The sequence below is a fragment of the Cohnella sp. genome (assembly GCF_041641335.1).
Lineage (GTDB): Bacteria > Bacillota > Bacilli > Paenibacillales > Paenibacillaceae > Cohnella.
This window is the reverse complement of sequence record NZ_JBEPYQ010000006.1, coordinates 41235-65335: the sequence shown is the minus strand read 5'-3', so window position 1 is coordinate 65335 and position 24101 is coordinate 41235. Positions and strand designations below refer to the sequence as shown.

The window sequence follows — 24101 nt, the reverse complement described above, 5'->3', positions numbered from 1 at the left end:
CGTTCCCCTACATCTTACCCGTTATCCGTTAGTCCGATTCGCTTTGAACGTCTTGGGATGGTTGTTGGGAGGCTTTTTTCTTGGCGATTTTCTTCTTGATCAGGAGGAAAATAACGACGAGCGGAATGGCAATCGCGGCGATATAGAGGGAAATATCCTTCACCATGCCTTCGGCGGCCCGACCGTAGCTATAGACCAACAAGCCGACGGCATAGAACTTGACCGCCCGTCCGACTGCGGCGTAAACCATCAGCCTCCATAACGGATAGTTCAGAGCGCCGGACAAGATCGTGAACACCTTGAACGGGATCGGAGTGAAGGAACCGATCAGGATCGCGGCTTCTCCGCTCTTCTGAAACATCCGCGTCGCTCCGTCGATCCAGGATTTCTTCAGAAATTTATGCAAGACCGATTGTCCCAGCAGCTTGCCGATCAAGTAACCGAAAGGGGTCCCGAGCAAACACGCCACGTAGCCGGCCGTCGCCAGCCACAATGCGTTGGAGGGATGAATCAAGCTTAAGGGCACTTGCAGGAAAAAGGCGGGAATCGGAAAAAAGATCGCGTCGGCGAAAGAGTGAATAAACAATCCCCAGATGCCAAATTGCATTAATGTGTCAATCAAGTTTTGAAACATAGCCTGCTCCTATCCGAAACGATCTTGGGTTGTGGGTCGATGACCAAGCGGTCCTCCTTACTTGAAATACTATACCTATACTATTATATACTCAATTTGTTAAGGTCGAGTTTCAAATAAGACTTAAGTCTGGTTTTTTTTCCGAAAATAAATGTTTCCAGACGGGGGCGTCTGTCGAAAAGGCGTATAAAAGAATTAGGAGCTGTCCCATAAGTAATCAGAGTCGTACCGAACGATTATCGATGAATGAGTGCCAGAAGCGCTTCTTTATCAACGATAATCTTGTACGCCCCTTACTTATGGGCAGCCCCTTTGCGGGATGTCTATTCATTCGTCGCGTCTAGGCACAGGTCGCTGATCATTCTTAAGGTCGGCTTGGCGCTCCATAAATAAACGTCTCCAGCCGGGCCAGCTCCTCTTCGTCAAAGGGAGCCGTATTGTCGTAATCCAGCACGCTGCCTTCGGGGAGCGGCCATCTCGGCGCTCTCTTCGTCAGCGAGCGGCTGAAATCGGCCCAGTGCTCCAGCTTCCAGCGGTCCAGCTCCGTCGCCCGGCGTTCAATACGTTCCCGATAGACGTCCAGGTCGGCCAGATGGACGACGACAACCTTCACCTCGACAGCAGCTGCCGCCGCTCCGAGTTTCGCCAACTCCGCGCCGATCCATTCCGGATCTTCCGTCTCCTTCGTAAAGGGACCTATCACGTAGGCGTCGTTGCCCAGCTCCAAGTTCTCCAGAGCGGCGTCCATCGTGATCCGGTAGCCCAGATCCCGGCACAGCCGCTTGTATTCGGCCGAATCCCGATCGCTCGGGTCCAGCCCGGCCTGCGTCATGAGCGCCTCCGCCGCCGGTCTCAGCAGCGTGTCCATGTCCAGCAGCACCGACCGCCGCCTGGCCGCCAGCTTTTTCGCCAATGTCGTCTTCCCCGCTCCCGCCCCGCCGATAAAAAATACGAGTTTCGCCATTGCATTACCTACCTCCTGTCGCCGTATCGATTACCCAGCAAACTTCCGCCTCGCCCAGCTTACGATCATGGCCAGTACCGTCAACGCGGCTCCAATCTCGATCGCATGATCCGCAACGTTCAAGATGCCGCCCGATCGGACGATAAAGTCCGTCACCTGACCGAACAACAGACGATCGACGCCGTTGCCGATCGCTCCTCCTACGAGAAAGCCAAGCGCGACGTCCATCATAATGCCAGGCGCTTCTCCTTTTTTCCGATAGATCAGCACGCCCAGCACGAACAAGACGGCAATCACGCCGAACAGCCTGCCGTAGCCTTGCAGCAGACTGCCCGCCATGCCGCTATTTTCAAAGCGGGTCCACTCCCTGCCCCACAGGATCAGCGTTTCTCCCACCTCAAGATGCACTCTTACCCATGCTTTAGTTAACTGATCGGCTGCGACGACGAGAAAAGCGATGATGTAGAACGGCATATCCCGACCTTCTTCCTGCCCCCGTCGATCCGGGTTTACCCCAGTATAGCTTAATCGTCGGCTTGAGTTAACCGGACGGTCTTATTCCCGAGCATCTCTCGCGTTCAAGACAGGCGCTGCCACTTGGCCCACATCTCGCGCGGGTTCAGCTCATATACGCCGTCTTCCCGGTACATGAACTGGTGCATGATGAACTCCCGGCGCATCGTCGCGAAATCCTCGTGATATGGCTTGATGAATTCGTTGATTTCCTTCTCGGCGTACTTCCTTCCGCTCTCCAAGTGCGAGACGATATGCTCCAGGACGATCAGCTTCTTCTTAAGCTGCGCCGGCACATGCTTCAAGCGGCCTTCCTTCGTGAAAAAATGGCGAATGACCGATGCCCGCGTTCTCTCCAATTCTTCTTCCATGTTCTCTTCTCCTTCCGTTCCGTCCGCCCCCCGACAGATGAGGCGCAGTGCGGCTTCGGCGTTTCCCTTCAGAAAATAATCGTTCAGCGAGAAATAGATCGTGTTTTTGTCGCGGCGTTCGTTGATCAGGCTCGCCTCCCGAAGCTTCGCGGCGTGATGCGTAATCGTCGCGGGCGTCACCGCCAGCTTCTCCGCCAGCGTCTGCCCGTTCCGCTCCCCGCCCGCAAGCAAAATCAACATTCGGATTCTCGTCGGATCGGCGAGCGCTTTGTGGTAGGCGACGACTTTGTCGAGTTGCATGCTTCGATCTCCTTTTATAAATTTAATGATTATCTAATTAGATGTTTATTAAATATAAATATAAAGATCAGCGATGACGTTGTCAATGGTGCCAGGAGAGGAAGGCAGCCATCTCATCTCCTTTCCCCCCTTTGCCGCTATCCCTTTGAGTCAGTTGGCAGTAACATCCGGTATCTGGTAGATTGCATCCACTCTTCTACAATCACTCATCCGAAGCCCGCGGAGTCTTGCAGCCATTCCCAGTCTGGCGGACTGGCCCGAGCCTCACGGCAACAGAAGCTGCTGAACGCTAATTCGCAGCCGTAAGGATGATCAACCGATTATTCGGGATAGCTTGTCGCCAAACGCTAAATCATCAGATTTCTGAGCCGTCGGGATAAAGATAAATGGAGGATAGGTCATGTCTGATCTCACAGGATGCGTACGACCAACCTGACTGAATGGGATACCGGCGAAGGAACGGAAAAGGTACTACGTACAGATTCAGAATGCGGCGCAGAAACTGACTGAACGGGATACCGGCAAAGAGTCAGAGAGCGATAAATCCCGCGGCAGAATCTCTACATCTGCAATTCACATTGGGCATGCCAAAGATGGCTGAACTGCAACCAGACGAAAAAGGGGCCATCCCCCCGGCCACGAAGCTCGCGGTCGGCGGAATGACCCCCATCTTTATTTCGTCGCTTCCAGCAGACGCCAGACGACTTGCGCGCTCTCCGCGCGCGTCGCGTAATGCTGAGGCTCGAACCGTCCCGAGCCTTTGCCTTGTACGAGACCGAGCACACGAGCGGCTGCGACCGCATCGCTCGCCCATCCGGAGATAGACCGTTCGTCCTCGAACCCGGTCGAGCCCGTCGAAGCGTCCGGCGCCTTCTTGCCGGACTTCGCCTCGTAAGCGCGAACGATCATTACCGCCATCTCCTCGCGCGTGACCGGGTCGTTCGGAACGAACCGGTCGCCGTCCCGTCCTTGAACTATGCCGGCTTGGCTGGCCGCCGCAATCGCGTCGGCGTAATCTTCGCCCGGATCGACGTCTTCGAACGCGGCCCCCCTCTCGGCCTTAAGACCGAGCGCATTCGCAAGCATGGCCGCGAATTCGGCTCTCGTCACCTTGCCGTTCGGAGTGAAGCGGCCGGCCTCGACTCCCCCCACAAGATGCTTGGCGGACAGCTTTCGGATGGCGTCCGCGGCCCAGAAACCGGCCGGAACGTCGGCGAACGAACGGTCGTACTCCAGCACGGCATATTTGCTGAAGTGATGAAGAGAAACGAGGATTTCTCCATCTACCCCCCGGCCGCCCAGATAGTTTATCTTCCCGTCGTCCGCGATCAGGTACACTCCCGCCAAGTCGCGGTTCGCCCCGTCGTTTGCTTTTATCCTCAACTGAACGGGAGGATCGAAACTTTCCGGCTTCATTGTCTTGCCGTCTTTAGTGATAAGCGCCAGTTCCAGCTCCAGAATCGGTCCCGCCAAACGCAGCTCGGCCTCGCTAGCTTCGTCGGCTTTCTTCGCCAGGGCGGATGCCTCCGACGCTTCCATCGGTCTAAGCGTAATTGACAGCTTCGACTCTTTGCGCTCCTCGCCGGATACGAGCGCCAGCAGGCTGCGCAGCACGTCTCCCGGAATGTCGAGGGAGCCGCCGGCGCCGGTCACCGCAAGCGATTTGGCGTCCGCCAACGCCGCCGCGTCCGCAGGCAGAAGCACTCTCGATTCACCGGCCCCAAGCGATACGGTGATGCTGCCCGAAGCATCGGCTTTCGGCTCCCGTACGAGCACGGCGCCTTCCTCGACGGTATCCGACGTTCCTCCCCCACCGCTGTCTCCGCTGCCACCGCCTCCGCCGTTGCCGCCGTTTTCTCCTCCAGGTACGGTTGCGGATTCGGCAAATCGGACATTGTCCATATACATCGTGCCGGCGTAATCGTTCGCGCCATCTGCCACGACGATCGTAATGTCGCGAAGCACGGTATCCGCGGCGATCACTTTGTTGTCCGCGATCTTCGTCAGATCGAAGCTGATCTGATAGCGGTAGAGTCCGTCGGACGTTCTGACCTGCGAGGACAAAGCGTTCAGCGCGATATTATAGTTCTCCGCCGCCTGGGCCCAATAGCCGAGGCTCGGAGGCGCGAAGGCCAGATGGATAGACAAGGCGCCTTCGGACGCGCGAACCGGCTGCAAATAAAAATCGAACAGCAAGTACCGGTTCGCCCCCCGAGTGGCGTTGATCCCGCCCAGCACGATGCGCGGCGCGGACGCCCAGCCGTCGGAAGGCTTCACTTCCGGATACGCGACATCCCAAGCGATTGCTTTCGATCCGTTCGCAGGCCGAATCGTCAGCGCGCTCTTCACTCCCGAGCCGCCGTCCCAGGCCCAGCCTTGACGGGTCGAATCCTCGAACGTGGACGGAAGCGTCGGCGTCCCCAACGGATCGTGCACGACCGGCTGCTCGACGATCTCCCGCACCCCGGACACGGTCACGTTGTCCAAGGCAACCCACTCCGCGTCTTCCGCTCCGATGAACAGAACAAGGTTGGTCATGACGCTGTCCGCGCCGTCTTCGCCGATAACCGCGAGGTTGGGCGCATCGTCTTTCGTGAGCGTAATCGTCGCTTTGTAGGTTGCGTCGTCCTGCGCTTCGAAATCGGCAGGCTGCGCCACAACCGCGCGATTCGGATTCAGCCAGCCATGGGAAGCGCTTTGCGGAATCGCGGCGATCGCCACCGTCGTCGGCGCGGAGACGAAGACGTCCAGCGTCAGCCGATCCGCGCCAAGAATATCGGGACGGGCGCTCGAACCGTCCGCGGACAGCCGCACGTTGGCCCAGTAGTTGCCTTCCGATACGTCGCTGCTCGCTTCCATGCCCGACAGCTTTAATCTGCCGTTGTCGCCGGCGACCTCCACGCTCTTCACCGGGCTGTCCCCATTCAACCCGAACCCTTGCGCGGTTCCGTCGTCGAAGTCCCAGACGACCGTCGAGAATTCCTCGCGCGGAGTTCTGTCGATCGGCTCGTAAGGGATGCCCTTGATTCTCGCCCTGACGTATTCGCCCGATACGCTCAGCTCCGGAATCGACCACAGCTTGTCGTCGCCGGGGTTCAGATTCGTCGCCTCGCTCTTGCCGAGCTCGAACGGCGTGAACGCCGCGGACGTCTCGTTCTTGTTCGTGAGCGACCAGTTCACCCAGCTGACATTGTGCTCGTTCAGGAAGTTCAGCCAGACGTCCGCCTCGGCCAGATAGGGGCCGTTGTTGCCGCTCGCTTCGCTCGTCCCCCACTCCGTGGCGAAAATCGCGACGCCGTTCTCCAGCGCATAGCGGGCGTTGCTCATGACGTTCTCCCTGCTGGAGCTGTCGTCGGCCGGCATGTGCGTGCCGGTATAGAAATGGACCGTATATACCGTATTAGGGTCCGTCTCCCCCGTATTCGGATCTTCGATCGGGTCGTCGGCCGCCAGGTCGGGACGCTGGCTCCAGTTCGGACTGCCCACGATAATCACGTTGTCGTTGCCGTTCGCCCGCAGCATGCCGACGATCGGCTCCGCGTAATCTTTGATTTTCCCCCAGCCCGCGGCGTCGTTCGTCACGCCCGGCGCATTGCCGCTCGGCTCGTTAGCCAATTCGTAAATGATGTGCTCGTTGTTCGGATACAAACCGGATATTTCCGTAAAAAAATCCATTGCTCCCGCATACACTTCGGCATTCGGGTCGCCGGGGTCGTGCACGTGCCAGTCGACGATGACGTACAGATCGTTGGCGATCGCATATTCGATGCCGTCGATGACTCTCTGCTTGATGACAGCGGGGTTGGACGCATAACCGTTCTCTCCTACGTACATCGCGAGCCGGATGACATTGGACTCCCAATCTCCCGCCAGCGCGGCGAACGCGTTGTCGTTAATAATCTCCGGGAACCACTGCAGCCCGTGCGTGCTCATTCCCCGAAGTTGAATCGGCTGCCCGTCCTCCCCGGCCAGCGTTTTCATCCCGTTCTCCTCGACGATTCGCAGCGCGCCCGCCGCGGACGGCTTCAGCACGTTATCGTTCCCGAGCAAAAATACCGCTTCCGTTACGCTGGACGAAGCTCCTCCCTGAGCTTCGTCCCCCTTTCCCGCCACTGCGGAAACCGACCAAAAAGGATAAAGCGCCAGCAGCAATGATCCGATCATAGCCCATACAAGAAGTCGTTTCCGGATGCTCCTCTTCACGGTTGAATCCTCCTCCAAACAATAGAATGAGACCTACTCGCAACGATCCGAACGCTTCTTTTCCTCCTTTCTCACTCAATGACCAATATATTAGAAAACGTTTTCTAAAACCTGCAAAAAAGAACGTTTCCCCTCTTCGCCGCAGTACGCCTCCATAGAATGCTTCTCTCTACGCGCTGGTTTCGCCGAATTCAGAAAACGTTTTCTTTACTATAATTCATAATTTCCGTTTTGACAATCGCTAGTTTTGACGAAACTCGTCGTCATAGCCGAATTCGCCGTAAGCCTGCTCGTTCGCGACATTCTGAATTTCCTCCGCCCCGATCGCGATGTATCCGTAGCCTTCCTCCGCGTTTTTCCGCAGCGCCTTCATCTTCATGAACTTGGGACTCCCTTCTCCCGCGTCGTCGTCGTAGACGAGCAGAATACCGTCCGTCTTGCGGAGCAGCAAGTCGTCCCGCGCTTGAAACTGCCAAGCCCCGCTGAACGGCTGCTTGCTGACCGAGCCGAAATAATCGACGCGCCGGACGATGCCGCGATAATATTCCTGCTTGTCCTCCTTCCACTTCTCCTCTTGTCCGGCGAAGGCGGTCAGAATCGATATTTTCAGATGGGGGTATTGCTCCTTCAGCTCCAGCGCCGTCTCGCATGCCCATAAGTCGACGCCGTACTGGCCGGGGGTAATAATCCATTCCAGCCCGTCCTCGAGCAGCGGGATTAATCTCGCCTCGATCGCCCGGCGAATATAGGGAATGCCTTTGTGCTTCTGGTCGAAAATGCCCAGCTCGTGGGCGCGGTATCCGGTAATCAGCAGATTTTTCATCCGTTCTCCTTCATGACGAAAGTCGTTGAGACCAGTGTAACAGATTTCCTCAGGAGCATCATCTGCAAGTCCCGCGCCAAGCCGCCCCGCTCAACCATTTCTGCAACCCGAGCCCTTAAGCGCGCCGTCGCTTCGCGAAAAAATATCAGATTTGTCCAGTTCGACGCCTGCTTTCTCTATTGAGAGTTTGGGCGCGCTGAGCAATAATGAGAGCGAGATAAGCTATTCCGTAGAGGAGGATTCCCTTGCGTAAAGTGGTCGTAGGAGTCATAGGAACGGGACAGATCAGCGGTATCTACCTGAAAAATTTAACGGAAACGTTCGACGACATCATCGAAGTGAAAGCGGTTGCGGACCAAGTGCCCGAGCTTGCGGCGAAGCGTGCGGAGCAGTTCGGCGTTCCGAACGCCTGGACCGTGGAGCGGCTGCTGGCCGATCCCGACATCGAGCTCGTGCTGAACCTGACCGCTCCGGTCGCGCACGCTCCGATCAATCTGGCCGCCTTGCGGGCAGGAAAGCACGTCTATACGGAGAAGCCGTTCGCGTTGACCCGCGAGGACGCGAACGAAGTGCTGGAGCTGGCCGAGAAGCAAGGTCTGCTCGTCGGCTGCGCGCCCGATACGTTCCTCGGCGGCGGGCTGCAAACCTGTCGCAAGCTAATCGACGACGGTTGGATCGGCACGCCCTATTCCGCGAACGGCACGATCGTGATGGGCAACGCCTGGAACGGACTGCATCCCAACTTCCGCAACTTCCTCAAGCTGGGCGGAGACCCGATCATGGACATGGCGCCCTACTATTTGACCGCCATGGTGTTCCTGCTCGGTCCGGTGCGCAGAGTGTCCGGAACGGCGCAGCAGCTGCACCGCGAGATGACGGTGCGGAACCCGAAGTCGGCGGCGTACGGAGAGACGGTGCCCATCGAAGCGCCGACGAACGTCTCCGCCGTGCTGGACTTCGCCGGCGGAGCGGTCGGCAGCCTGCAGGCCGCCAAGGAGAGCTTCGGCTATCTGCCGCGGCTGGAGATTTTCGGCACGGAGGGCAACCTGATCGCGAACGATCCGAACTTCTTCGGCGGACGCGTCGCCGTGCAATTCCCGAGCGGCGAGACGAAGGAATTCCCGATCGCCCACGGCTTCACGGAAGACACCCGCGGCATCGGACTGGCCGACATGGCGTATGCCATTCGCGGCGGCCGAAGCCACCGCGCGAGCGGCGCGCTCGCCCGCCATGTGCTCGACGTCTCCCTCGGTATTTTCGAATCGTCGCGGGAAGAGCGCCACATCGCCGTCGCTTCGACCGTCGAACGCCCCGAACCGCTGCCGCTCGGGCTGAAGTACAACCGTCTCGACGTCTAACCGCCTGACCGACCGCAAGAGCCTGCCATTTTTCCATAGAGGAGCTGCTGTCCGTGAACAGATTTCCGATTGCCGTCCAACCCTACACCGTACGGGATGCGTTAAGCCGGGATTACGCCGGAACGTTGGAGAAGCTCTCCGCGATCGGCTTCGAAGGAATCGAGCTCGGCCCGCCGCCCGAGGGGATCACCGTCTCCGAACAGAAGGAGCTGCTCGCACGCTTGAACCTGCAAGTCGTCGGAGCCCACGCCTCGTTCGACAACCTTGACGTCGACTTCGGCAAGCTTATCGATTATCTTCATGAAGTGGGAGGACGATACGTCGCCGTCTCGATGAGGTTCGAATCCAGAGAAGATGCGCTGCGCAAAGCCGAACGATTCAACCGGATCGGCAAGCTGTGCCGGGACGCGGGAACGACCTTCCTCTACCATAATCACGACTGGGAATTCGAACATTACGACGGAGAGTACGTACTCGATCTCATCCTGAGGGAAACCGATCCCGAGCTCGTCAAGCTGGAACTGGACACTTATTGGGTCGCCAAGGGCGGAGAAGATCCGGCCGCCTTCCTGCGCAAGCTGAGGGGGCGCTGCCCGCTGCTGCACATCAAGGACATGGAAGCCGGAGAGGAGCGCTTCTTCGCGGAGATCGGAGAAGGCGTTCTCGACTTCCGCGCCATCGCGGACGCGGCGGCTGAGGTCGGAACGGAATGGCTGATCGTCGAGCAGGACGCGTCCCGCCGCGATCCGTTGGACAGTCTGGCGATCAGCTACAGCAACCTGTCCAAGCTGGACTTGAACCGCAAGAACGCCGGGGAGACGAAGCCATAAGGCCGGAGGGGAGGTGTCCGCACATGACAGAGACAGCCGCAATCGAACCCGCGGCGCCCGACATAGGCAAGGCGACGAGCGGACTTCGCGCCGCGCTGAACCTTCCGTCCATTCGCGTGCTGGGCGACTTCGTGAAGAAGCAGGGGACGGGACTGGAAGAGCGGGATATTCCCGATTACGAGGTGCTTTATTTTCCGGAGGGAACTTCGACGGTCTACCGGGTCGGGGATCGGGAAATTCCCCTGAACAAGCCCTGCTTCGTTCTGACTCGGCCCGGGGAAGTACACAGCTACCGCTACGATCCGCACAAGCCGACGAGACATCTGTTCATCCATTTCTGGCTGAAGGCGCTCCCCGACAACCTGCTTACCGTGCTTCAGCCGGAAGCTCCGTCGGTCATTCCGTATCAGGGCGAACTGCTCTTCTCGCTGATGAAGCAAATTAACGTCATCGCCTATTCGAAGCCGGAGAAACTTCAGGATCGGGGAAGTCTGCTCCTGCTCTCCCTGCTGTCGGAGATCGACGCCTTGGCCGCGGAAGAACCGCCCGACACGAATCGGCTGCCTCCCCAGCTCTCGAAGGCGCTGAACGTGATCGACGGCCATCTGTCCTCCCCGCTGTCCGTGGAGCAATTGGCCAGACGCGTCGGCTGGACGCCCGAGCATCTGTCCCGGTCGTTCTCCCGCCATCTGGGCATGACGCCGAAGGAAACGATCGTGCGCAAGAAGATCGACCGCGCCTGCCGGCTGCTGCTCTACGGACGGAAGAGCGTTAAGGAGATCGCCTTCGAGGTCGGATTCGCGGACGAAAATTATTTCTGCCGGGTGTTCAAAGCGACGAAAGCGATCACCGCCACCGACTACCGGGCCAAGTATTACAAGCCTCGGTACGAGGACCTTGCGCCGGCGAGCGAGGAAGTCTCGTACCCGTCCAATCGCGTGTTTTTCGGAGATTTCTAAATCAGAAGGAGCGTGCAGCCGATGTTTCCTTTTCGCGCGGCGCTTAATGCGTCCACCCTGTTCCCGTATCAGCTCGGAATCCGGGAGCAAATCACCGTCGCAGCCCAGGCGGGCTACGACGGAATCGAAATCTGGATGAAGGACTTGCAGCAATATGTCGCAGGCGGAGGTTCGACGGCCGAACTGCGCCGCGAAGCGGCCGACGCCGGCATCGAGATCGTCAACGCGATCTCGTTCATTCCGTGGGCCGACGAGGACGAAGGCGTTCGCCAACGCGCCAACGAGCAGACCGACGAGGAGCTGTCGCTGCTGGCCGAGCTGGGCTGCCCGTCGTTCGCCGCGCCTCCGTTCGGCGACGTCGCCGGCGCTTCGCTGGACGATATCGCCGTCCGCTTCGCCGCCTTGGCCGAGCTGTGCCGGAACCACGGCGTCGCCCCGGTGCTGGAATTCTGGGGCCGCGCGCCCAAGCTGTCCCGGCTGAGCGAAGCGGCTTACGTCGCGATGCAGAGCCGGGTTGCGGACGCGACGCTTCTGCTCGATCCGTTCCACATGTATACGGGCGGCAGCTCGCTCGCCGATCTCGACTTCCTGTCGGGAGGACGGATCGGCATCGTGCACGCGAACGATTATCCCGAGCAGCCTCCGCGGGAGACGATCGGCGACGACGACCGTCTGTTTCCCGGCGACGGAATCGCTCCCTCCGGGGATTTCGCGCAGCGGCTTCATCAGCTCGGCTATCGGGGCTTCCTGTCGCTGGAGCTGTTCCTGAAGGACGTCGGCGGACGCTCGGCGCTCGAGCTGGCCCGCCACGGCCTGGACAAAATGAGAATCGCCTACTCCGTCTAGGGCGTGTATGCTTACACGCCCTAGTACAGATCAAACATGCTGATCTCGTAGCCCAGCACCTTCAAGTAGTTGAACATCTGCCCGCGATGGTGCTGGGCGTGCGTGACGATCTCGATCAGCCACTTGGCCTGCGCCGATCCGTGCTCCAGATAGAACGGCTTCGTTTTTTTCCGCAGAAAATCCTCGTCCGACAGATTCTCCATATACCGCTTCAAATCCGCCGTCCCCGACGCCATCCAGGCCGCAAGCTTGTCCGAATCTTCGCCGTCCGCTTCGATGCGGCTTTCCAGCTGCCTGGCTTCCTCCTGGGAACTCTCCTGCAAAATCAGCAAGTCCACGGAAGGCACTCCCGCCAGATGCTGCGCAAGCTCCAGCAAACTTCTCATATTGGCCGCCGGTCTGTACGACCAATGCTCGGCCTTGATTTTGGCGAACAGATTGGAAGACGTCCTGACGATCAACTCCAGTTCCTCGAACAGCAAATGCTTCATTTCTTTAAGCTCGTTCATCTTCGATCTCTCCGTTTCGTAAGTGGGCTGCGGGGGCCAAGTTGGTCCCGCTTCCTACTATAGCTTATAATAGTGACAACCTCTGTCATTATTACAGCCGCAGAAAATGGAGGACAACCGATGTCGAAATCGAAGCGTCTGATGGAACTGATGATGACCGTGAACCGGATGCGCAAATTTACGGTCAAGGAGCTGGCCGCCGAGTTTAACGTGTCGTCCAGGACGATTCTGAGAGATTTGCAGGAGCTGAGCGAGCTGGGCGTTCCGCTCTATTCCGAGGTCGGCCCGCACGGCGGCTATCAGGTGCTGAAGGAGCGGATTCTCCCTCCGATCGCGTTCGGCGTGGACGAAGCGGTCGCCATGTTCTTCGCCAGCCATGCGCTGCGCCACTACCTGTCGCTTCCTTTCGAGGCCGAATCGTCTTCGGCGCTTCAAAAGTTCTACTTCTACATGCCGGGAGACGTCAGGGACCGCATCGACGAGATGAAAAACCGGGTCGACTTCCACGCTCACGACCGGCGGCAGAAGGTCGACTGTCTCGGTCTCCTGCTGGAGGCGGCCGTGCGGCAGCGGGTGGTGACGATCCGTTACGGGAGCAAGCAGGAGGATTCGGAGCGGAGCATCCAGCCGGTCGGCATCTATGCGAGCAACGGGTTCTGGTACTGCCCGGCTTACTGCTTCCTGCGCCGGGGATTCCGTCTGTTCCGCTGCGACCGGATTCGGTCGGCCGCCTTCGACGAGACCGGGATCGAGCCGCTTGATCACCGCCATGTTCACCTCGGCAACTGGGAAGAATTCGGGCGCGAGGAGCGGATCGACGTTCGCATCGTTGCCGAGTTGAGCCGCGAAGGCGTGCAGCGATGCCAAGGGGAGCTGTCGCACGTTCCGTTCATCGCGGTGCGCGAGGACGGAAGCGGACGGCTGGATCAGCGCGTTCCGGAGAGCGAGCTTCCGTATTTCGCCAAGTTTTTTCTCGGCTTGGGCGGCGAAGCGACCGTGGAAGGGCCGGAGGAGCTGGTCGCGCTCATCCGCAAGCTGCTGTCCGAGCTATCTGCCAAATACGGCTTGATGTGACAGCCGCGAGTCGCGGAGGTACAATGGAAGGACAAGCTCATTATCCGCCTAACGGAGGGACACGCGATGAAATTTATCAGCAACAACGACATCACCGATCCGACGCTGAACCTGGCGCTGGAAGAATATATTTTGCGCTCGCTGCCGGATACGGACGACTACCTGCTTTTCTACATCAACGAGCCGTCGATCATTATCGGCAAAAACCAGAACACGGTGGAAGAGATCAACGCGGAGTACGTGGAGCAAAACGGCATTCACGTCGTGCGCAGGCTGTCCGGCGGGGGAGCCGTCTATCACGACCTGGGCAATCTGAATTTCAGCTTCATCATGAAGGACGACGGCCAGTCGTTTCATAATTTCAAGAAGTTTACCGAGCCGGTCGTGCGCGCCTTGCACAAGCTGGGCATCGAGGCGGAGCTGACGGGAAGAAACGATCTGCAGGTCGGTGAACGGAAGATTTCCGGCAACGCGCAGTTTTCGACGAGGGGGAAAATGTTCAGCCACGGCACGCTGCTGTTCGACTCGGAGATCGAGAACGTCGTGTCCGCGCTGAAGGCGAACGCCGAGAAATACGTCTCCAAGGCGACCAAGTCGATTCGCAGCCGGGTCGCCAACCTATCGGAGTTTCTTCGGGAGCCGATGACGGTCGAGCAATTCCGCGAGAAGCTGCTCGTCTCCCTGTTCGAAGGGGAAGCGGACATTCCGCGCTACGAGCTGAGCGAGCAGGATTGGGCCAACGTGCGCAAGCTGGCGGACGAGCGCTACCGGAGCTGGGAGTGGAATTACGGCCGCTCCCCGGCGTTTAACGTGCGTCAGACGAAACGAATCGAGGGCGCAGGCACGTTCGACGTGCGGCTGCAGGTCGAGAACGGCGTCATCGCCGGAGCCGCGCTCTACGGCGACTTCTTCGGCCGCGGCGACAGCGCCGAGCTGGCCGCCAAGTTCGTCGGCATCCGCTACGAGGCGGAAGCCGTCGGCGCTCTGCTGGACGGTATCGACCTCCCCTTCTACGTAGGCCCGGTCACGAAGGAACAGTGGCTCGAGCTGATGCTGTAACGCTGCTGCAGCAAGGGGCCGCATCCCAAGTCGGGCGACTCGGGATACGGCCCCTTTGCAATGCGGACAGACGATCCGCTATTCGGTATATACTTTCAGCTCCGACAGCTTAAATGCGATTTTGCCGCTGCTGTTCTTCGTGTCGTAATCTTTGTCGAACCGGATAATAAACAAGTGCGAATCCGCCGGATCGGCTTCGAACGTAATCGTCTTCGTCGACTTGGCTTTCACCTTCACTTCGTCTTCTCCGGAGCCGCTCGCGACGACGATCAGATCTGCCGTTCCCGTGTTCTCGAACTTGAACGTCACGGAAGTGGCGCCGGTATCCGATAGCACGATTTGGGAGAAATGGCTGCCGCTGTTCGCGAAGACGCCGTTGGCGAATTTCAGATCTTCATATTCGAGCAGCGCATCGCCGATCAGCTCCTTCGCCGTATAATACAGGCCGCTCTCTCCTTCCTCGGCTTCTGTCTCGCCGGCAAGCCGCTCGAAATAGTCCTCGCCGTATTTATCCGTCAGCAGCTTTTCCACCTTGGCCCACGTTTTGTCCGGCACGGCGTCCAGATCTTCGATCGGAACGTTCTTCGGGGATTTCTCGGTAACGAATTTCGGATTGCCCTTGTCGTTAAGCAAATAGACGGTGACGCTGTAGTTCGACAGGGTGAAAATCTCCGGCGAGGCGGAGAGCAAATAGCCGCTCAGCTTAAAGGCTTGTCCGAGCTTCTTGTCCGGAGAGCCGGATTTGACGATTTTCAGGTCTACATGCTTGATAAATCCGTCGTATTCGTCGATAAAAGACTTGATATTGTTCATTGCGTCGAACGTGGTGCTCTGGATTTTGATCGAGGGATGCAGAATACTCTTCAGCAGCTTCTGATTCCCGGTCTCCACTGCGGTCAAATACTTCGAAAGCACTGCGGATTGGGTTTTCGAAGGCGCCGTGGACGGCGCGGCGAGCGCCGCGGTGCCGCTGACGGTCAACAGCAGCAGGACAAGCATGGCGGATACGATTTTTTTCATGAACGACGACATCTCCTCTAGATAGGTATATTCCTCTGCGGAGGAAAACAATGGAAGTAATTATATAAAATTTATTGTTTATTTTCCAGCCAATATTATGCAATTTCGACAGAGCTCGACGCCCGCAATAAAGCGTCTTGCCTGCACGGCTATTACACCTTTGTTCAGACAGGAGTGATCCCCTTGTCCAACGTAAAATCGCGATTTCAATTCAAGCTCGCCGTCGCACTTATCTTGTTTGCCATGCTGGTCTCGACGCTGGTGGCTACTTCGGACCATCTCCGAATGAGAGATCAGGCAATCGCGAATATGGAAAAGCAAATCGAGCTTTACGAAAAATCGGTCAGAAACGCGCTCGATACGCTGGACAAAGCCTACTACCTGTTCGGGGAAAACTTGGCGAGAAGAATGAAAGAAATCTCTTACGAGCTGGTCGAAAAGTACGAGACCAATCCGCGTCTGGACGAGTGGGATTATCCGCGCTTAAAGGAAGCTCACCGATTCGACGTGTACATGATCAACGAGGAAAATACAATCGTCTTCAGCAGCTTTTTGCCAGACATCGGACTGGATTTCGACAACTGCTGCGGGAAGCTCGCCAAAGTGCTGGACGAGAGACGGACCGACGGCGGCTTTTTCCACGACGGCATCGATATCGAACAGCATTCCGGACAACTGAAGAAATACAGCTACCTCGCGACCAAGGACAAGAAATATATCGTGCAGCTCGGCTATTCTCTGCAGGACAGCCTGATTTTCAAAGAATTCGATTTCTCCCGGACGGTCGACGGGCTTATTCAAGGCAATCCGTCCATTAACGAAATTCAAGTGCTGAATCTTGCCAGCCGGCGTCTGGACAACTCGGAAAGAGGCGAGATCCTTCGGGGGGATCGAAAACTGGCTTTCGATGCAGCCTTTGCCACCGGATCGACAACCGAATACAGGGGGATGTGGAACGACGAGCCGGCGGTCTACCGGTACGTTCGGCATGAATCGCAATACGATAAGGGCGTGACCAAGGTCAAGGTGCTGGAAATCGTCTACAACGAAAAAGAACTGGACCGGGTGCTCGACGTCAATACGAGAACCTTTCTCTCCCAACTGCTCGGCATTCTCGTCGTAGCCGCGGGTTTATCGCTGCTGATCGCCGGTTGGGTAGCCAAACCCATGTATTTGGCGTTCCACGACAGTCTGACCGGCTTGAAAAACCGGGCTTCCTTCGAAGACGACATTCGCGTCGCGCTGGCGAAACCGGCCGGTACGCCGGGACTGCTCATGATCGATCTGGACAATTTCAAAGTCGTTAACGACAGGCTCGGCCACGAAGCCGGCGATCGGCTGCTCCGCGGCGTCGCCCGGGAAATCCGCGCGGCCGTCGGCAGCGAAGCTTACGCCTATCGGCTGGGCGGCGACGAATTCGTCGCTCTCCTGCCGTCGGCTACGCTTCTGGAAGCGGAGGGCGTCGCCTCCCGCGTGCTGAGTTCGGTCCGCCGGACGATCTCCGCGGAAGTCGAGTCGTTCGGACAGGCCATCACGGTGAGCATCGGCATCGCTCTCTCTCCCGAGCACGGCGCCGATCCCCGCACGCTGTGCCGCAACGCCGACACCGCCCTCTACAAGTCGAAAGAGCTGGGCAAAAACACCTACTGCGTCTACCGGCCTGACGGCGGTCTGTAGGCGGGCAGGCTGGTTAGCTCGCCTGGCGCGCTTTATTCGTCCGGGCCCGCCTCTTGGCTCGCCCATGGTGCCGCCTGGCGCGCTTATTGGCACGGCCCCGCCCCTCGGATCGCCTTTAGCGCCGCCTGACGCCGCCAAAAGGCCGCCAATCGATTCGACCAAAACCTCGAATCGACTGGCGGCCCTTCCTTTTACACCATCACCTTACAAATATCGTTCGTAAACTCGACCGGATCGCCGATCGGCAAGCCCTCAATAAGCAGCGCCTGATTGTACAGCAGGCTCGTGTACAGGTTCAGCTTCTCCTTATCCTTGCCGTGCGCGTCCTTGAGCGACTGGAATACCGCGTGGTTGACGTTGATTTCCAGCACCTTCTCGGCTTTCACGCCCGGGCTGCTCGGCATGGAGTTCAGCACCTTCTCCATCTCGATCGTCAAGTCGCCCTCGGTGCTCAGGCAGACAGGATGGCTTTTCAGACGTTTGGACGCCCGGACGCTCTTCACCTTGTCGCCGAGGAATTCCTTCATCGCTTCGAACAGTTCCTTACTCTCTTCGGTCTCGTTCTCCTTGTCCTTCTCGTCCGCTTCGATACCCAGATCGCTGCTGGAGACCGACTTGAATTCCTTCTCTTTGTACTTGGCGATCACTTTGACCGCGAATTCGTCGATATCGTCGGTCAGGTACAGAATCTCGTAGCCCTTGTCGGATACAAGCTCCGTCTGCGGCAGCTTCTCGATCCGCTCCTTCGATTCGCCGGTCGCATAGTAGATGAACTTCTGCTCCTCCGGCATGCGAGATACGTATTCGTCCAGCGTCACCAGCTTCTGTTCCTTGGAGGAGTAGAACAGCAGCAGGTCCTGCAGCACGTCCTTATTCACGCCGTAATCGTTGTAAGCGCCGAACTTGAGCTGACGGCCGAAGCCTTCATAGAACTTCTCGTACTTCTCGCGCTCGTCCTTGAGCAAGCTTTGCAATTGGCTCTTGATCTTGCTCTGGATGTTCTTCGCGATCTGCTTCAGTTGACGGTCGTGCTGCAGCATCTCCCGGGAAATGTTCAGCGACAGATCCTCGGAGTCGACCATCCCTTTGACGAAGCTGAAGTAATCCGGCAGCAGATCGGCACACTTCTCCATGATCAGGACGCCGTTGGAATACAGCTCCAAGCCTTTTTCGAATTCCTTCGTGTAATAATCGAACGGCGTGTTTTCCGGAATGTAGAGGATCGCCTGATAACGAACCGCGCCGTCGACGCTCAGGTGAATATGCTTGAGCGGCTTATCCCAGCCGTAGTGCTTCTCGTTGTAGAAGTTCTCGTAGTCGGCGTCGGTCAGCTCGCTTTTGTTTTTGCGCCAGATCGGCACCATGCTGTTGACGACCTGCTCCTCGGTATACTCCTCGAACTCCTTGTCGTCGCCTTCCTTCGGGCGGCTGCCCGTAATGTCCATCTTGATCGGATAGCGGATGAAGTCCGAGTATTTCTTGACGATCGCCTTGAGCCGATACTGCTCCAGAAACTCGTCGTACTGGTCCTCCTCGGTATTCTCCTTGATTTTCAGCACGATTTCCGTGCCGACTGTCTCCTTCTCCGCCGACTCGATCGTATAGCCGTCCGCTCCGGTCGACTCCCAGCGGTACGCTTCGTCGCTGCCCAGCGCCTTACTCGTGACGGTCACTTTGTCCGCGACCATGAACGCCGAATAGAATCCGACGCCGAATTGACCGATGATGTTGTGGCCGTCTTGCGCCTCGTTCTCCTTCTTGAACGCGAGCGAGCCGCTCTTGGCGATGATGCCGAGGTTGTTTTCCAGCTCTTCCTTCGTCATGCCGATGCCGGTATCGGTCACCGTCAACGTGCGGGACGCTTTGTCGGCGGTAATCTTAATGTAGTAATCCTCTTTATTAAACGTAAGGTTTTCGTCGGTCAGCGCTTTGTAGTAGATTTTGTCCACGGCATCGCTGGCGTTGGAGACGAGTTCCCTCAGGAAAATCTCCCGCTGCGTGTAGATGGAGTTGATCATCATTTCGAGCAGACGTTTGGATTCCGCTTTGAATTGTTTCTTGGCCATGATTGGTTCTCCTTTCGGGGTATGTAAATGAGACTTTCATAGGCGCAATCGTCTTAGGTTTAGCACTCGATTGGACCGAGTGCCAACACAGCTATATTTTCACATTAACCCGAATTCATGTCAAGATGGCTTGCGGCTAGAACGGGAAATCGCAGATCGGCCGACGGGAATTGACAGTTCTTATCCATTCCAGCATAATAAAAGCAATAAAAGTCGGGGAAGCACCTCACAAAGATAAACACAGGTCGTGTTTCTTTGCTGAGGTGCTCTTTTTGTTCAAACCAAAAACGCCCAGGGCGACGGATATCATCCGTTTTGCGCCTTGAGCGAGGCGAAGGGAAGGGACAAGCATGAAAAAGAAAACGTACGAAGAGGTCATCAAGGAGTCGCCCGTTACTTATGAGTTATACGCCAATATGATCGACGACGGCAATCGCTACGAGATTTCCGACGGCGTGCTGGAACTGATGAGCCCTTCGCCGACCTTTACGCATCAATCCATCATCTATGAATTGCAGTACAGGCTCAATTCCAGCTGCCGGAACGAATTCATTATCGTTTCTTCGCCCATCGACGTCATCTTGTCCGATACGGAGGTACGGCAGCCGGATATCGTCCTGATCCGGCGCAGCAGGATGTCGATCATCAGCAACAGAGGCATTAACGGCGCTCCGGATCTCGTCGTGGAAGTGACGTCCGAGCATTCGCGCAGACAGGACAAGGTGCGCAAGCGCATCGTGTACGCCAAGTACGGCGTGCCGGAATACTGGATCGTAGATCTCTCCAATCTCACCTTGGAGCAATACGTATTGGCTGGAGACTACTACGAGTTGATCGAGGTGTATGCGGAAGACGATCCGATCAGCTCCCAGACGATGCCGTGCGCTTCATTCAGCATGAACGAGATCATACAAAGCCTGCCCGTGCACCCCGATCAATTGAAGTAACCAATCGCCGTTTACTCAGCCTACCGCAGCGCACTGGTCGTTCCGCGAGCTACCAGCTTCGGCACGATCTCGTCCTTGACGAGTTCTCCCGGGCTTCTCGGCAGCTCGTGCAGCAAAATCTCGATCGCCCGGCGGCCGATCTGAGCCGTATTCTGATTGATCGTCGTCAGATGCGGATACGTGTACGCGCTAATCCTCAGATCGTCGTATCCGATCAGGCTGACGTCTCCCGGGACATCGAGTCCCATGTCCTGAGCCGCTTTCAGCGCGCCGAGCGCCTTCAGGTCGCTCGTGACGAAGATCGCCGTCGGAGGCTCCCCGCCGCTGCGTCCGAGCAGCTCCTTGAAGCCCTCGTACCCCATCTCCGCGTTCTCGGACGGACCGTCCATGACGCATACCAGCTCCGGATCGAACGGAATTTGATGCTGCTGAAGCGCCAAGCGGTAGCCCTGCAAGCGGAGCGAGAACTCCTGGTTCAGATCGACGACGGACTTCCCGGTCAGAATGATGCCCGTCCTCCTATGTCCGAGCGACAGCAGATGCTGCGTAGCCAGGTAGCCGCCGGTCAAATTGTCCGCGACGACGTAAGGAACGGACAGATGCGGGTAATAAAACTGCACGGTCACGAGCCGTTTGCCTTCATCCCTCCACGCTTCGAGCGACTTCTGGTCGAAGCTGTACGGAGGAGTCACCAACACGTAGGCCGCGCCCGGCTTCTCGGGCAACCGATACCGTTCATCGACCGCCCACAGGTAGAACTCGATCCCGTTCTCTTCGCAGACCTCCCTCATCGCTTCCAGCATATCGCCCCAGTAACGATGATTAAGCGAATCCACGGACAAGTTGTGATAGACGAAGAAAATATGCCGAACGGGAAGCGGACTCGCCTCCTCTTCTTCGCCCTCCGAGCCGCGGACGAACGTCCCCTTGCCGCGCACTCTGTAGACGTACCCTTCGTTCACCAGCTCGGTCAGCGCCCTGCGGGAAGTAATCTCGCTCGCGTTGTACAGCTTGGCCAATTCCTGTTGATTCGGCAGCGGCCACCCTTTCGGATATTGTCCGCTGCGGATTTTCGTCTTCAGATCGTCGATCATGACCTGATACATCGGCGCGCTTCTGTCCGATATGCGGATCACCTCGAATCCCCTCCGCTCTACAGCTTTAACGCGCCCTGCGTCATGCCTTGAATATAGTACTTCATCCCGAAGGAGAAAATAGCCAGCAGCGGCAGCGACGCGATCGTATACGCCGCGAAACGCGTTCCAAGATCGGTAATGCCGAACTGCTTGGTGAAAATCGTCAGCCCGACCGCGATCACTTGAAGATTGCTGTCCCGGATCGTGAGCAGCGGCCAGATGTAATCGTTGTATACGCCGACGGACTGCATGATGAACAGCGTCGCCAGAATCGGCACAGACAGCGGAATCACAACCTGCAGGAATACGCGCCGTTCCGTCGCTCCGTCGATGCGCGCCGCTTCGAACAGTTCGCTCGGCAGTCCGGCCATGAACGTCCGGCACAGAAACGTTCCGAAAATCTGGCCTCCGGCCGCGCAGGCGATAATGATCGCCCAAGGCGTATTCGTCAGCCCCATATTTTCATAGAGAACATAGGAGGGAATGAGCGTCAGAATGCCGGGAACCATCATCATGGCCAGCATCAGCATGAACAGGAAATCTTTGCCCGGAAACGTCTTCTTCGCGAACAGATAGCCCGACACGGACGACAGCGCCATCACAAGCACACTGCCGACGACGGCATAGACGATCGTGTTGACGATGTAGCGCCAAATGCTATGGAAGGCTTCGCCGTAGTTGCCCCATCTGGCCGGCGCAGGCAATCCCCAGAAGTTGCCCAGAATTTGCGCGTTGCTCTTCAGAGAGCTGACGAGCATGAACAAGATCGGCACAAGCGTCAGAAAGACGAGCACGGCCAGCAGCGCGATGATGATCAACTGGCGGACATGGCTGATTTTAAACGATCGCATGGTCTCGTCCTCCTTAATGATCTTCCGTTTTGATAAACTTCAGGTTGATGACCGTAATGATCAGAATGATCGCGAACATGCTGACCCCGAGCGCCGACGCGTAGCCCAGCTCGTTGAACTTGGTCGCCGCGTAGTACATCTGCAAGGCCGGAACGTACGTCGAATCCATCGGCCCGCCCCCGGTGACGATCAGAATGCCGTTGAAATCCTGAATGATCCCGATCAGCCCGAGAATGATAAGGAACTTGAATTGACCGGCGAGCAGCGGCAGGTGAATCGACCGGATAATGCGGGGCAGCGTGGCCCCGTCGATCTTCGCGGATTCGATCATCTCCTCCGAGATGGAGAGAAGTCCCGCATAGAACACGAGCAATTGCAGAATGCCGACGAACGGGAAGCCGATGAAAATCAGCGCCCACAGCGCCGTATCCGGATCGCCGAGCCAGCCGTGCGCCCACGAACCGAGCCCGATCAGCTTCAGGAAATGGTTGAACAGCCCCAGGTTGGGGTCGTAAAAATTTTGCCATATGAGCAACCCCGCGACGCCCGGAATGACCATCGAAGCCGTGAACGCGGTGCGGAAGCCGTACTGCAGCCTCTTGCTGCGCAGGTGGTAGATCAGCTCCGCGACGATCAGCGGGGGAATGAGCGTTTTGATAAGTCCCGTCACGACCAGAATGACCAGATTGCCGAGGCCTTTGGTGACGAACGGGTCGTTCAGCATGCGCTTGAAATTGTCCAGCCCGATGAAGGTCGTCCTGCCGCCCGGCTGCCATTCGTACAGCGAGTGGAACAGACCGGAGAAAGCCGGAAAATACAAAAACGTGAATATGAGAATAAAGCTTGGAGCCAGTCCGACGTAGATCCATTTCGAGCGCCATATTTCCCGGAAAATGCCCAGCTTGTTGCGCCTTTTCATCCATCCGAGCAGGAAGGCGATCAACGCCAATGCCGCGAGAACGGCTGCTCCCCATAAGATGGTCCTCATTTTGGCTTCGCTCTTCGACTTGGCGACAACGCTTCCGACGTCAAACGAGAGGATGCGGCCATCGTTCGTGCCCCCGTACAGCGTCTTGCCTTCCGGATCGAACACGACGGCTCGGCCGTTGCCGCCGGCTTTGGATTCCCACAGCTTCTTCCCGTCCGCGTCGAAAATATAGAAATAACCCGACAAATCCGAGACCCCGATCGTTCTTCCGTCCGCGGAGAAAGCGACGTCCGTCACGTGATCCCGCGTCTTGGCGATATGAACCGGCTGGCCTTTGGGATTAAACAGCTCCACTTCGTTCAGCTTCGTTCCGATCGCCGTATAGCCTTCGGCGGACACGTCGATCGCCTGAATCTGTCCCTTGGCCCCGATCTTGCCGACTATGCCGTCCCGGTTCAACAAATGCGCGTATTGGTCGGAGGAGCCTACGGCGGCCCACTGCCCGTTCTCCGATACTTTGACCGTTCGCATCGTCGCGCTGATCGGCACGGAACCGACCTGCTCGCCGGTCTTGCCGTCGATGAAGAGAAGCTCGTCGTTGCGCTGCACGACCGCGGCAATCCAGGTCCCGTCGTCCGATGCGGACATGCTTTTGACTTGACGCTTCAAATCCGTTGCCCACAGCGGGTTTCCGTCGCGATCGTAAGCGTACAGCCGCCGGTCGTCCGAGGCCAGCAGCAGGCTGCCGTCCGACAATAGCTCGACCGCGTTCACGACGTTGCCGGCCGGCGCTTCGAACGCCAAGCCACCGTCCGCCTCGTAGACGAGCGCTTTGGCGTCCCGGCTGCCGACGGCAATACGGCTCCCGTCCGGAGCCGCGGAGATGGACGTCATATCCGCGCCGCTCTCGATGGACCAGCCCTCCTGCGCCGACGCGACGCCCGGGAAGATTCCCGGCAGGAACAACAATGCCATCGCAAGCCATGCGATTTTTCTCATGCTGCCTTTCCTCCCCTTCCGCGCATGATCCTCT

20 protein-coding genes are annotated in these 24101 nt (G+C 57.7%); 8 read left to right on the top strand and 12 right to left on the bottom strand.

The genetic code is table 11. The features are described 5' to 3' along the window. Window positions 1-28: 28 nt before the first annotated feature. From ACESLM_RS03210 to ACESLM_RS03185, 6 genes are all read right to left on the bottom strand, one after another. Window positions 29-634, bottom strand: coding sequence for a YqaA family protein (locus ACESLM_RS03210; protein ID WP_372629922.1), 606 nt, complete (start codon window positions 632-634; stop codon window positions 29-31). Window positions 635-998: 364 nt separating this feature from the next. Next, window positions 999-1598, bottom strand: a complete 600-nt coding sequence (locus ACESLM_RS03205; RefSeq protein ID WP_372629921.1) for a P-loop nucleotide/nucleoside kinase family protein — start codon at window positions 1596-1598, stop codon at window positions 999-1001. 30 nt (window positions 1599-1628) lie between these two features. Further along, the gene (locus tag ACESLM_RS03200) at window positions 1629-2072 is read right to left on the bottom strand and encodes a signal peptidase II (RefSeq protein WP_372629920.1); all 444 of its coding nucleotides are present in this window, start codon (window positions 2070-2072) and stop codon (window positions 1629-1631) included. A gap of 104 nt (window positions 2073-2176) precedes the next feature. Continuing rightward, window positions 2177-2782: a DUF2087 domain-containing protein gene (locus ACESLM_RS03195; RefSeq protein ID WP_372629919.1), complete on the bottom strand. Its 606-nt coding sequence runs from the start codon at window positions 2780-2782 to the stop codon at window positions 2177-2179. A 672-nt stretch (window positions 2783-3454) separates the two neighbouring features. Next, window positions 3455-6985, bottom strand: coding sequence for a carbohydrate-binding domain-containing protein (locus tag ACESLM_RS03190; RefSeq protein ID WP_372629918.1), 3531 nt, complete (start codon window positions 6983-6985; stop codon window positions 3455-3457). A gap of 241 nt (window positions 6986-7226) precedes the next feature. Further along, window positions 7227-7808, bottom strand: coding sequence for an SLOG family protein (locus ACESLM_RS03185; protein WP_372629917.1), 582 nt, complete (start codon window positions 7806-7808; stop codon window positions 7227-7229). A 254-nt stretch (window positions 7809-8062) separates the two neighbouring features. Here ACESLM_RS03185 and ACESLM_RS03180 point away from each other — a divergent pair, with 254 nt between their 5' ends. Genes ACESLM_RS03180 through ACESLM_RS03165 form a run of 4 tightly spaced genes read left to right on the top strand, consistent with a single transcriptional unit; the run spans window position 8063 to window position 11801 of the window. Continuing rightward, window positions 8063-9166, top strand: a complete 1104-nt coding sequence (locus ACESLM_RS03180) for a Gfo/Idh/MocA family protein (protein WP_372629968.1) — start codon at window positions 8063-8065, stop codon at window positions 9164-9166. 53 nt (window positions 9167-9219) lie between these two features. After that, the gene (locus ACESLM_RS03175; RefSeq protein ID WP_372629916.1) at window positions 9220-9996 is read left to right on the top strand and encodes a sugar phosphate isomerase/epimerase family protein; all 777 of its coding nucleotides are present in this window, start codon (window positions 9220-9222) and stop codon (window positions 9994-9996) included. A 23-nt stretch (window positions 9997-10019) separates the two neighbouring features. Next, the gene (locus tag ACESLM_RS03170) at window positions 10020-10955 is read left to right on the top strand and encodes an AraC family transcriptional regulator (protein WP_372629915.1); all 936 of its coding nucleotides are present in this window, start codon (window positions 10020-10022) and stop codon (window positions 10953-10955) included. 21 nt (window positions 10956-10976) lie between these two features. Next, window positions 10977-11801: a sugar phosphate isomerase/epimerase family protein gene (locus tag ACESLM_RS03165; protein ID WP_372629914.1), complete on the top strand. Its 825-nt coding sequence runs from the start codon at window positions 10977-10979 to the stop codon at window positions 11799-11801. 20 nt (window positions 11802-11821) lie between these two features. On the opposite strand, the gene ACESLM_RS03160 is transcribed toward ACESLM_RS03165, so the two are convergent. After that, window positions 11822-12310 carry a DinB family protein gene (locus tag ACESLM_RS03160; RefSeq protein ID WP_372629913.1) on the bottom strand — a complete coding sequence of 163 codons (489 nt, stop codon included), beginning with the start codon at window positions 12308-12310 and terminating at the stop codon, window positions 11822-11824. Between the two features lie 120 nt (window positions 12311-12430). Here ACESLM_RS03160 and ACESLM_RS03155 point away from each other — a divergent pair, with 120 nt between their 5' ends. Next, on the top strand, window positions 12431-13384 hold the full coding sequence (locus tag ACESLM_RS03155; protein ID WP_372629912.1) for a helix-turn-helix transcriptional regulator: 954 nt from the start codon (window positions 12431-12433) through the stop codon (window positions 13382-13384). A 66-nt stretch (window positions 13385-13450) separates the two neighbouring features. Beyond that, on the top strand, window positions 13451-14443 hold the full coding sequence (gene lplA / locus ACESLM_RS03150; RefSeq protein WP_372629911.1) for a lipoate--protein ligase: 993 nt from the start codon (window positions 13451-13453) through the stop codon (window positions 14441-14443). A 78-nt stretch (window positions 14444-14521) separates the two neighbouring features. Here the strand turns inward: lplA and ACESLM_RS03145 are convergent, their stop codons facing one another. Further along, on the bottom strand, window positions 14522-15463 hold the full coding sequence (locus ACESLM_RS03145) for a hypothetical protein (RefSeq protein WP_372629910.1): 942 nt from the start codon (window positions 15461-15463) through the stop codon (window positions 14522-14524). Window positions 15464-15646: 183 nt separating this feature from the next. Here ACESLM_RS03145 and ACESLM_RS03140 point away from each other — a divergent pair, with 183 nt between their 5' ends. Beyond that, a complete protein-coding gene (locus ACESLM_RS03140; protein ID WP_372629909.1) occupies window positions 15647-17140 on the top strand; it encodes a diguanylate cyclase domain-containing protein in 1494 nt (497 codons plus the stop codon). A gap of 191 nt (window positions 17141-17331) precedes the next feature. Here the strand turns inward: ACESLM_RS03140 and htpG are convergent, their stop codons facing one another. Next, the gene (gene htpG, locus ACESLM_RS03135) at window positions 17332-19206 is read right to left on the bottom strand and encodes a molecular chaperone HtpG (protein WP_372629908.1); all 1875 of its coding nucleotides are present in this window, start codon (window positions 19204-19206) and stop codon (window positions 17332-17334) included. Window positions 19207-19556: 350 nt separating this feature from the next. Between htpG and ACESLM_RS03130 the strand changes: the two genes are divergently transcribed. Next, window positions 19557-20153, top strand: a complete 597-nt coding sequence (locus ACESLM_RS03130) for a Uma2 family endonuclease (RefSeq protein WP_372629907.1) — start codon at window positions 19557-19559, stop codon at window positions 20151-20153. A 20-nt stretch (window positions 20154-20173) separates the two neighbouring features. On the opposite strand, the gene ACESLM_RS03125 is transcribed toward ACESLM_RS03130, so the two are convergent. From ACESLM_RS03125 to ACESLM_RS03115, 3 genes are read right to left on the bottom strand one after another with little or no spacing between them, the layout of a single operon-like run. Then, window positions 20174-21289 (bottom strand): GntR family transcriptional regulator, encoded by a 1116-nt coding sequence (locus ACESLM_RS03125; RefSeq protein ID WP_372629906.1) that lies wholly within the window; start codon window positions 21287-21289, stop codon window positions 20174-20176. 17 nt (window positions 21290-21306) lie between these two features. Next, window positions 21307-22140: a carbohydrate ABC transporter permease gene (locus ACESLM_RS03120; protein WP_372629905.1), complete on the bottom strand. Its 834-nt coding sequence runs from the start codon at window positions 22138-22140 to the stop codon at window positions 21307-21309. A 13-nt stretch (window positions 22141-22153) separates the two neighbouring features. Further along, window positions 22154-24067 carry a DUF5711 family protein gene (locus ACESLM_RS03115; RefSeq protein ID WP_372629904.1) on the bottom strand — a complete coding sequence of 638 codons (1914 nt, stop codon included), beginning with the start codon at window positions 24065-24067 and terminating at the stop codon, window positions 22154-22156. Window positions 24068-24101: the final 34 nt, after the last annotated feature.

Coding starts and splice junctions, on each gene's coding strand:
- ACESLM_RS03185 (WP_372629917.1), bottom strand. CDS start 7,808: ATGAAAAATCTGCTGATTACCGGATACCGCGCCCACGAGCTGGGCATT.
- ACESLM_RS03205 (WP_372629921.1), bottom strand. CDS start 1,598: ATGGCGAAACTCGTATTTTTTATCGGCGGGGCGGGAGCGGGGAAGACG.
- ACESLM_RS03130 (WP_372629907.1), top strand. CDS start 19,557: ATGAAAAAGAAAACGTACGAAGAGGTCATCAAGGAGTCGCCCGTTACT.
- ACESLM_RS03155 (WP_372629912.1), top strand. CDS start 12,431: ATGTCGAAATCGAAGCGTCTGATGGAACTGATGATGACCGTGAACCGG.
- ACESLM_RS03160 (WP_372629913.1), bottom strand. CDS start 12,310: ATGAACGAGCTTAAAGAAATGAAGCATTTGCTGTTCGAGGAACTGGAG.
- ACESLM_RS03195 (WP_372629919.1), bottom strand. CDS start 2,782: ATGCAACTCGACAAAGTCGTCGCCTACCACAAAGCGCTCGCCGATCCG.
- ACESLM_RS03115 (WP_372629904.1), bottom strand. CDS start 24,067: ATGAGAAAAATCGCATGGCTTGCGATGGCATTGTTGTTCCTGCCGGGA.
- ACESLM_RS03145 (WP_372629910.1), bottom strand. CDS start 15,463: ATGAAAAAAATCGTATCCGCCATGCTTGTCCTGCTGCTGTTGACCGTC.
- lplA (WP_372629911.1), top strand. CDS start 13,451: ATGAAATTTATCAGCAACAACGACATCACCGATCCGACGCTGAACCTG.
- ACESLM_RS03165 (WP_372629914.1), top strand. CDS start 10,977: ATGTTTCCTTTTCGCGCGGCGCTTAATGCGTCCACCCTGTTCCCGTAT.
- ACESLM_RS03210 (WP_372629922.1), bottom strand. CDS start 634: ATGTTTCAAAACTTGATTGACACATTAATGCAATTTGGCATCTGGGGA.
- ACESLM_RS03200 (WP_372629920.1), bottom strand. CDS start 2,072: ATGCCGTTCTACATCATCGCTTTTCTCGTCGTCGCAGCCGATCAGTTA.
- ACESLM_RS03120 (WP_372629905.1), bottom strand. CDS start 22,140: ATGCGATCGTTTAAAATCAGCCATGTCCGCCAGTTGATCATCATCGCG.
- ACESLM_RS03170 (WP_372629915.1), top strand. CDS start 10,020: ATGACAGAGACAGCCGCAATCGAACCCGCGGCGCCCGACATAGGCAAG.
- htpG (WP_372629908.1), bottom strand. CDS start 19,206: ATGGCCAAGAAACAATTCAAAGCGGAATCCAAACGTCTGCTCGAAATG.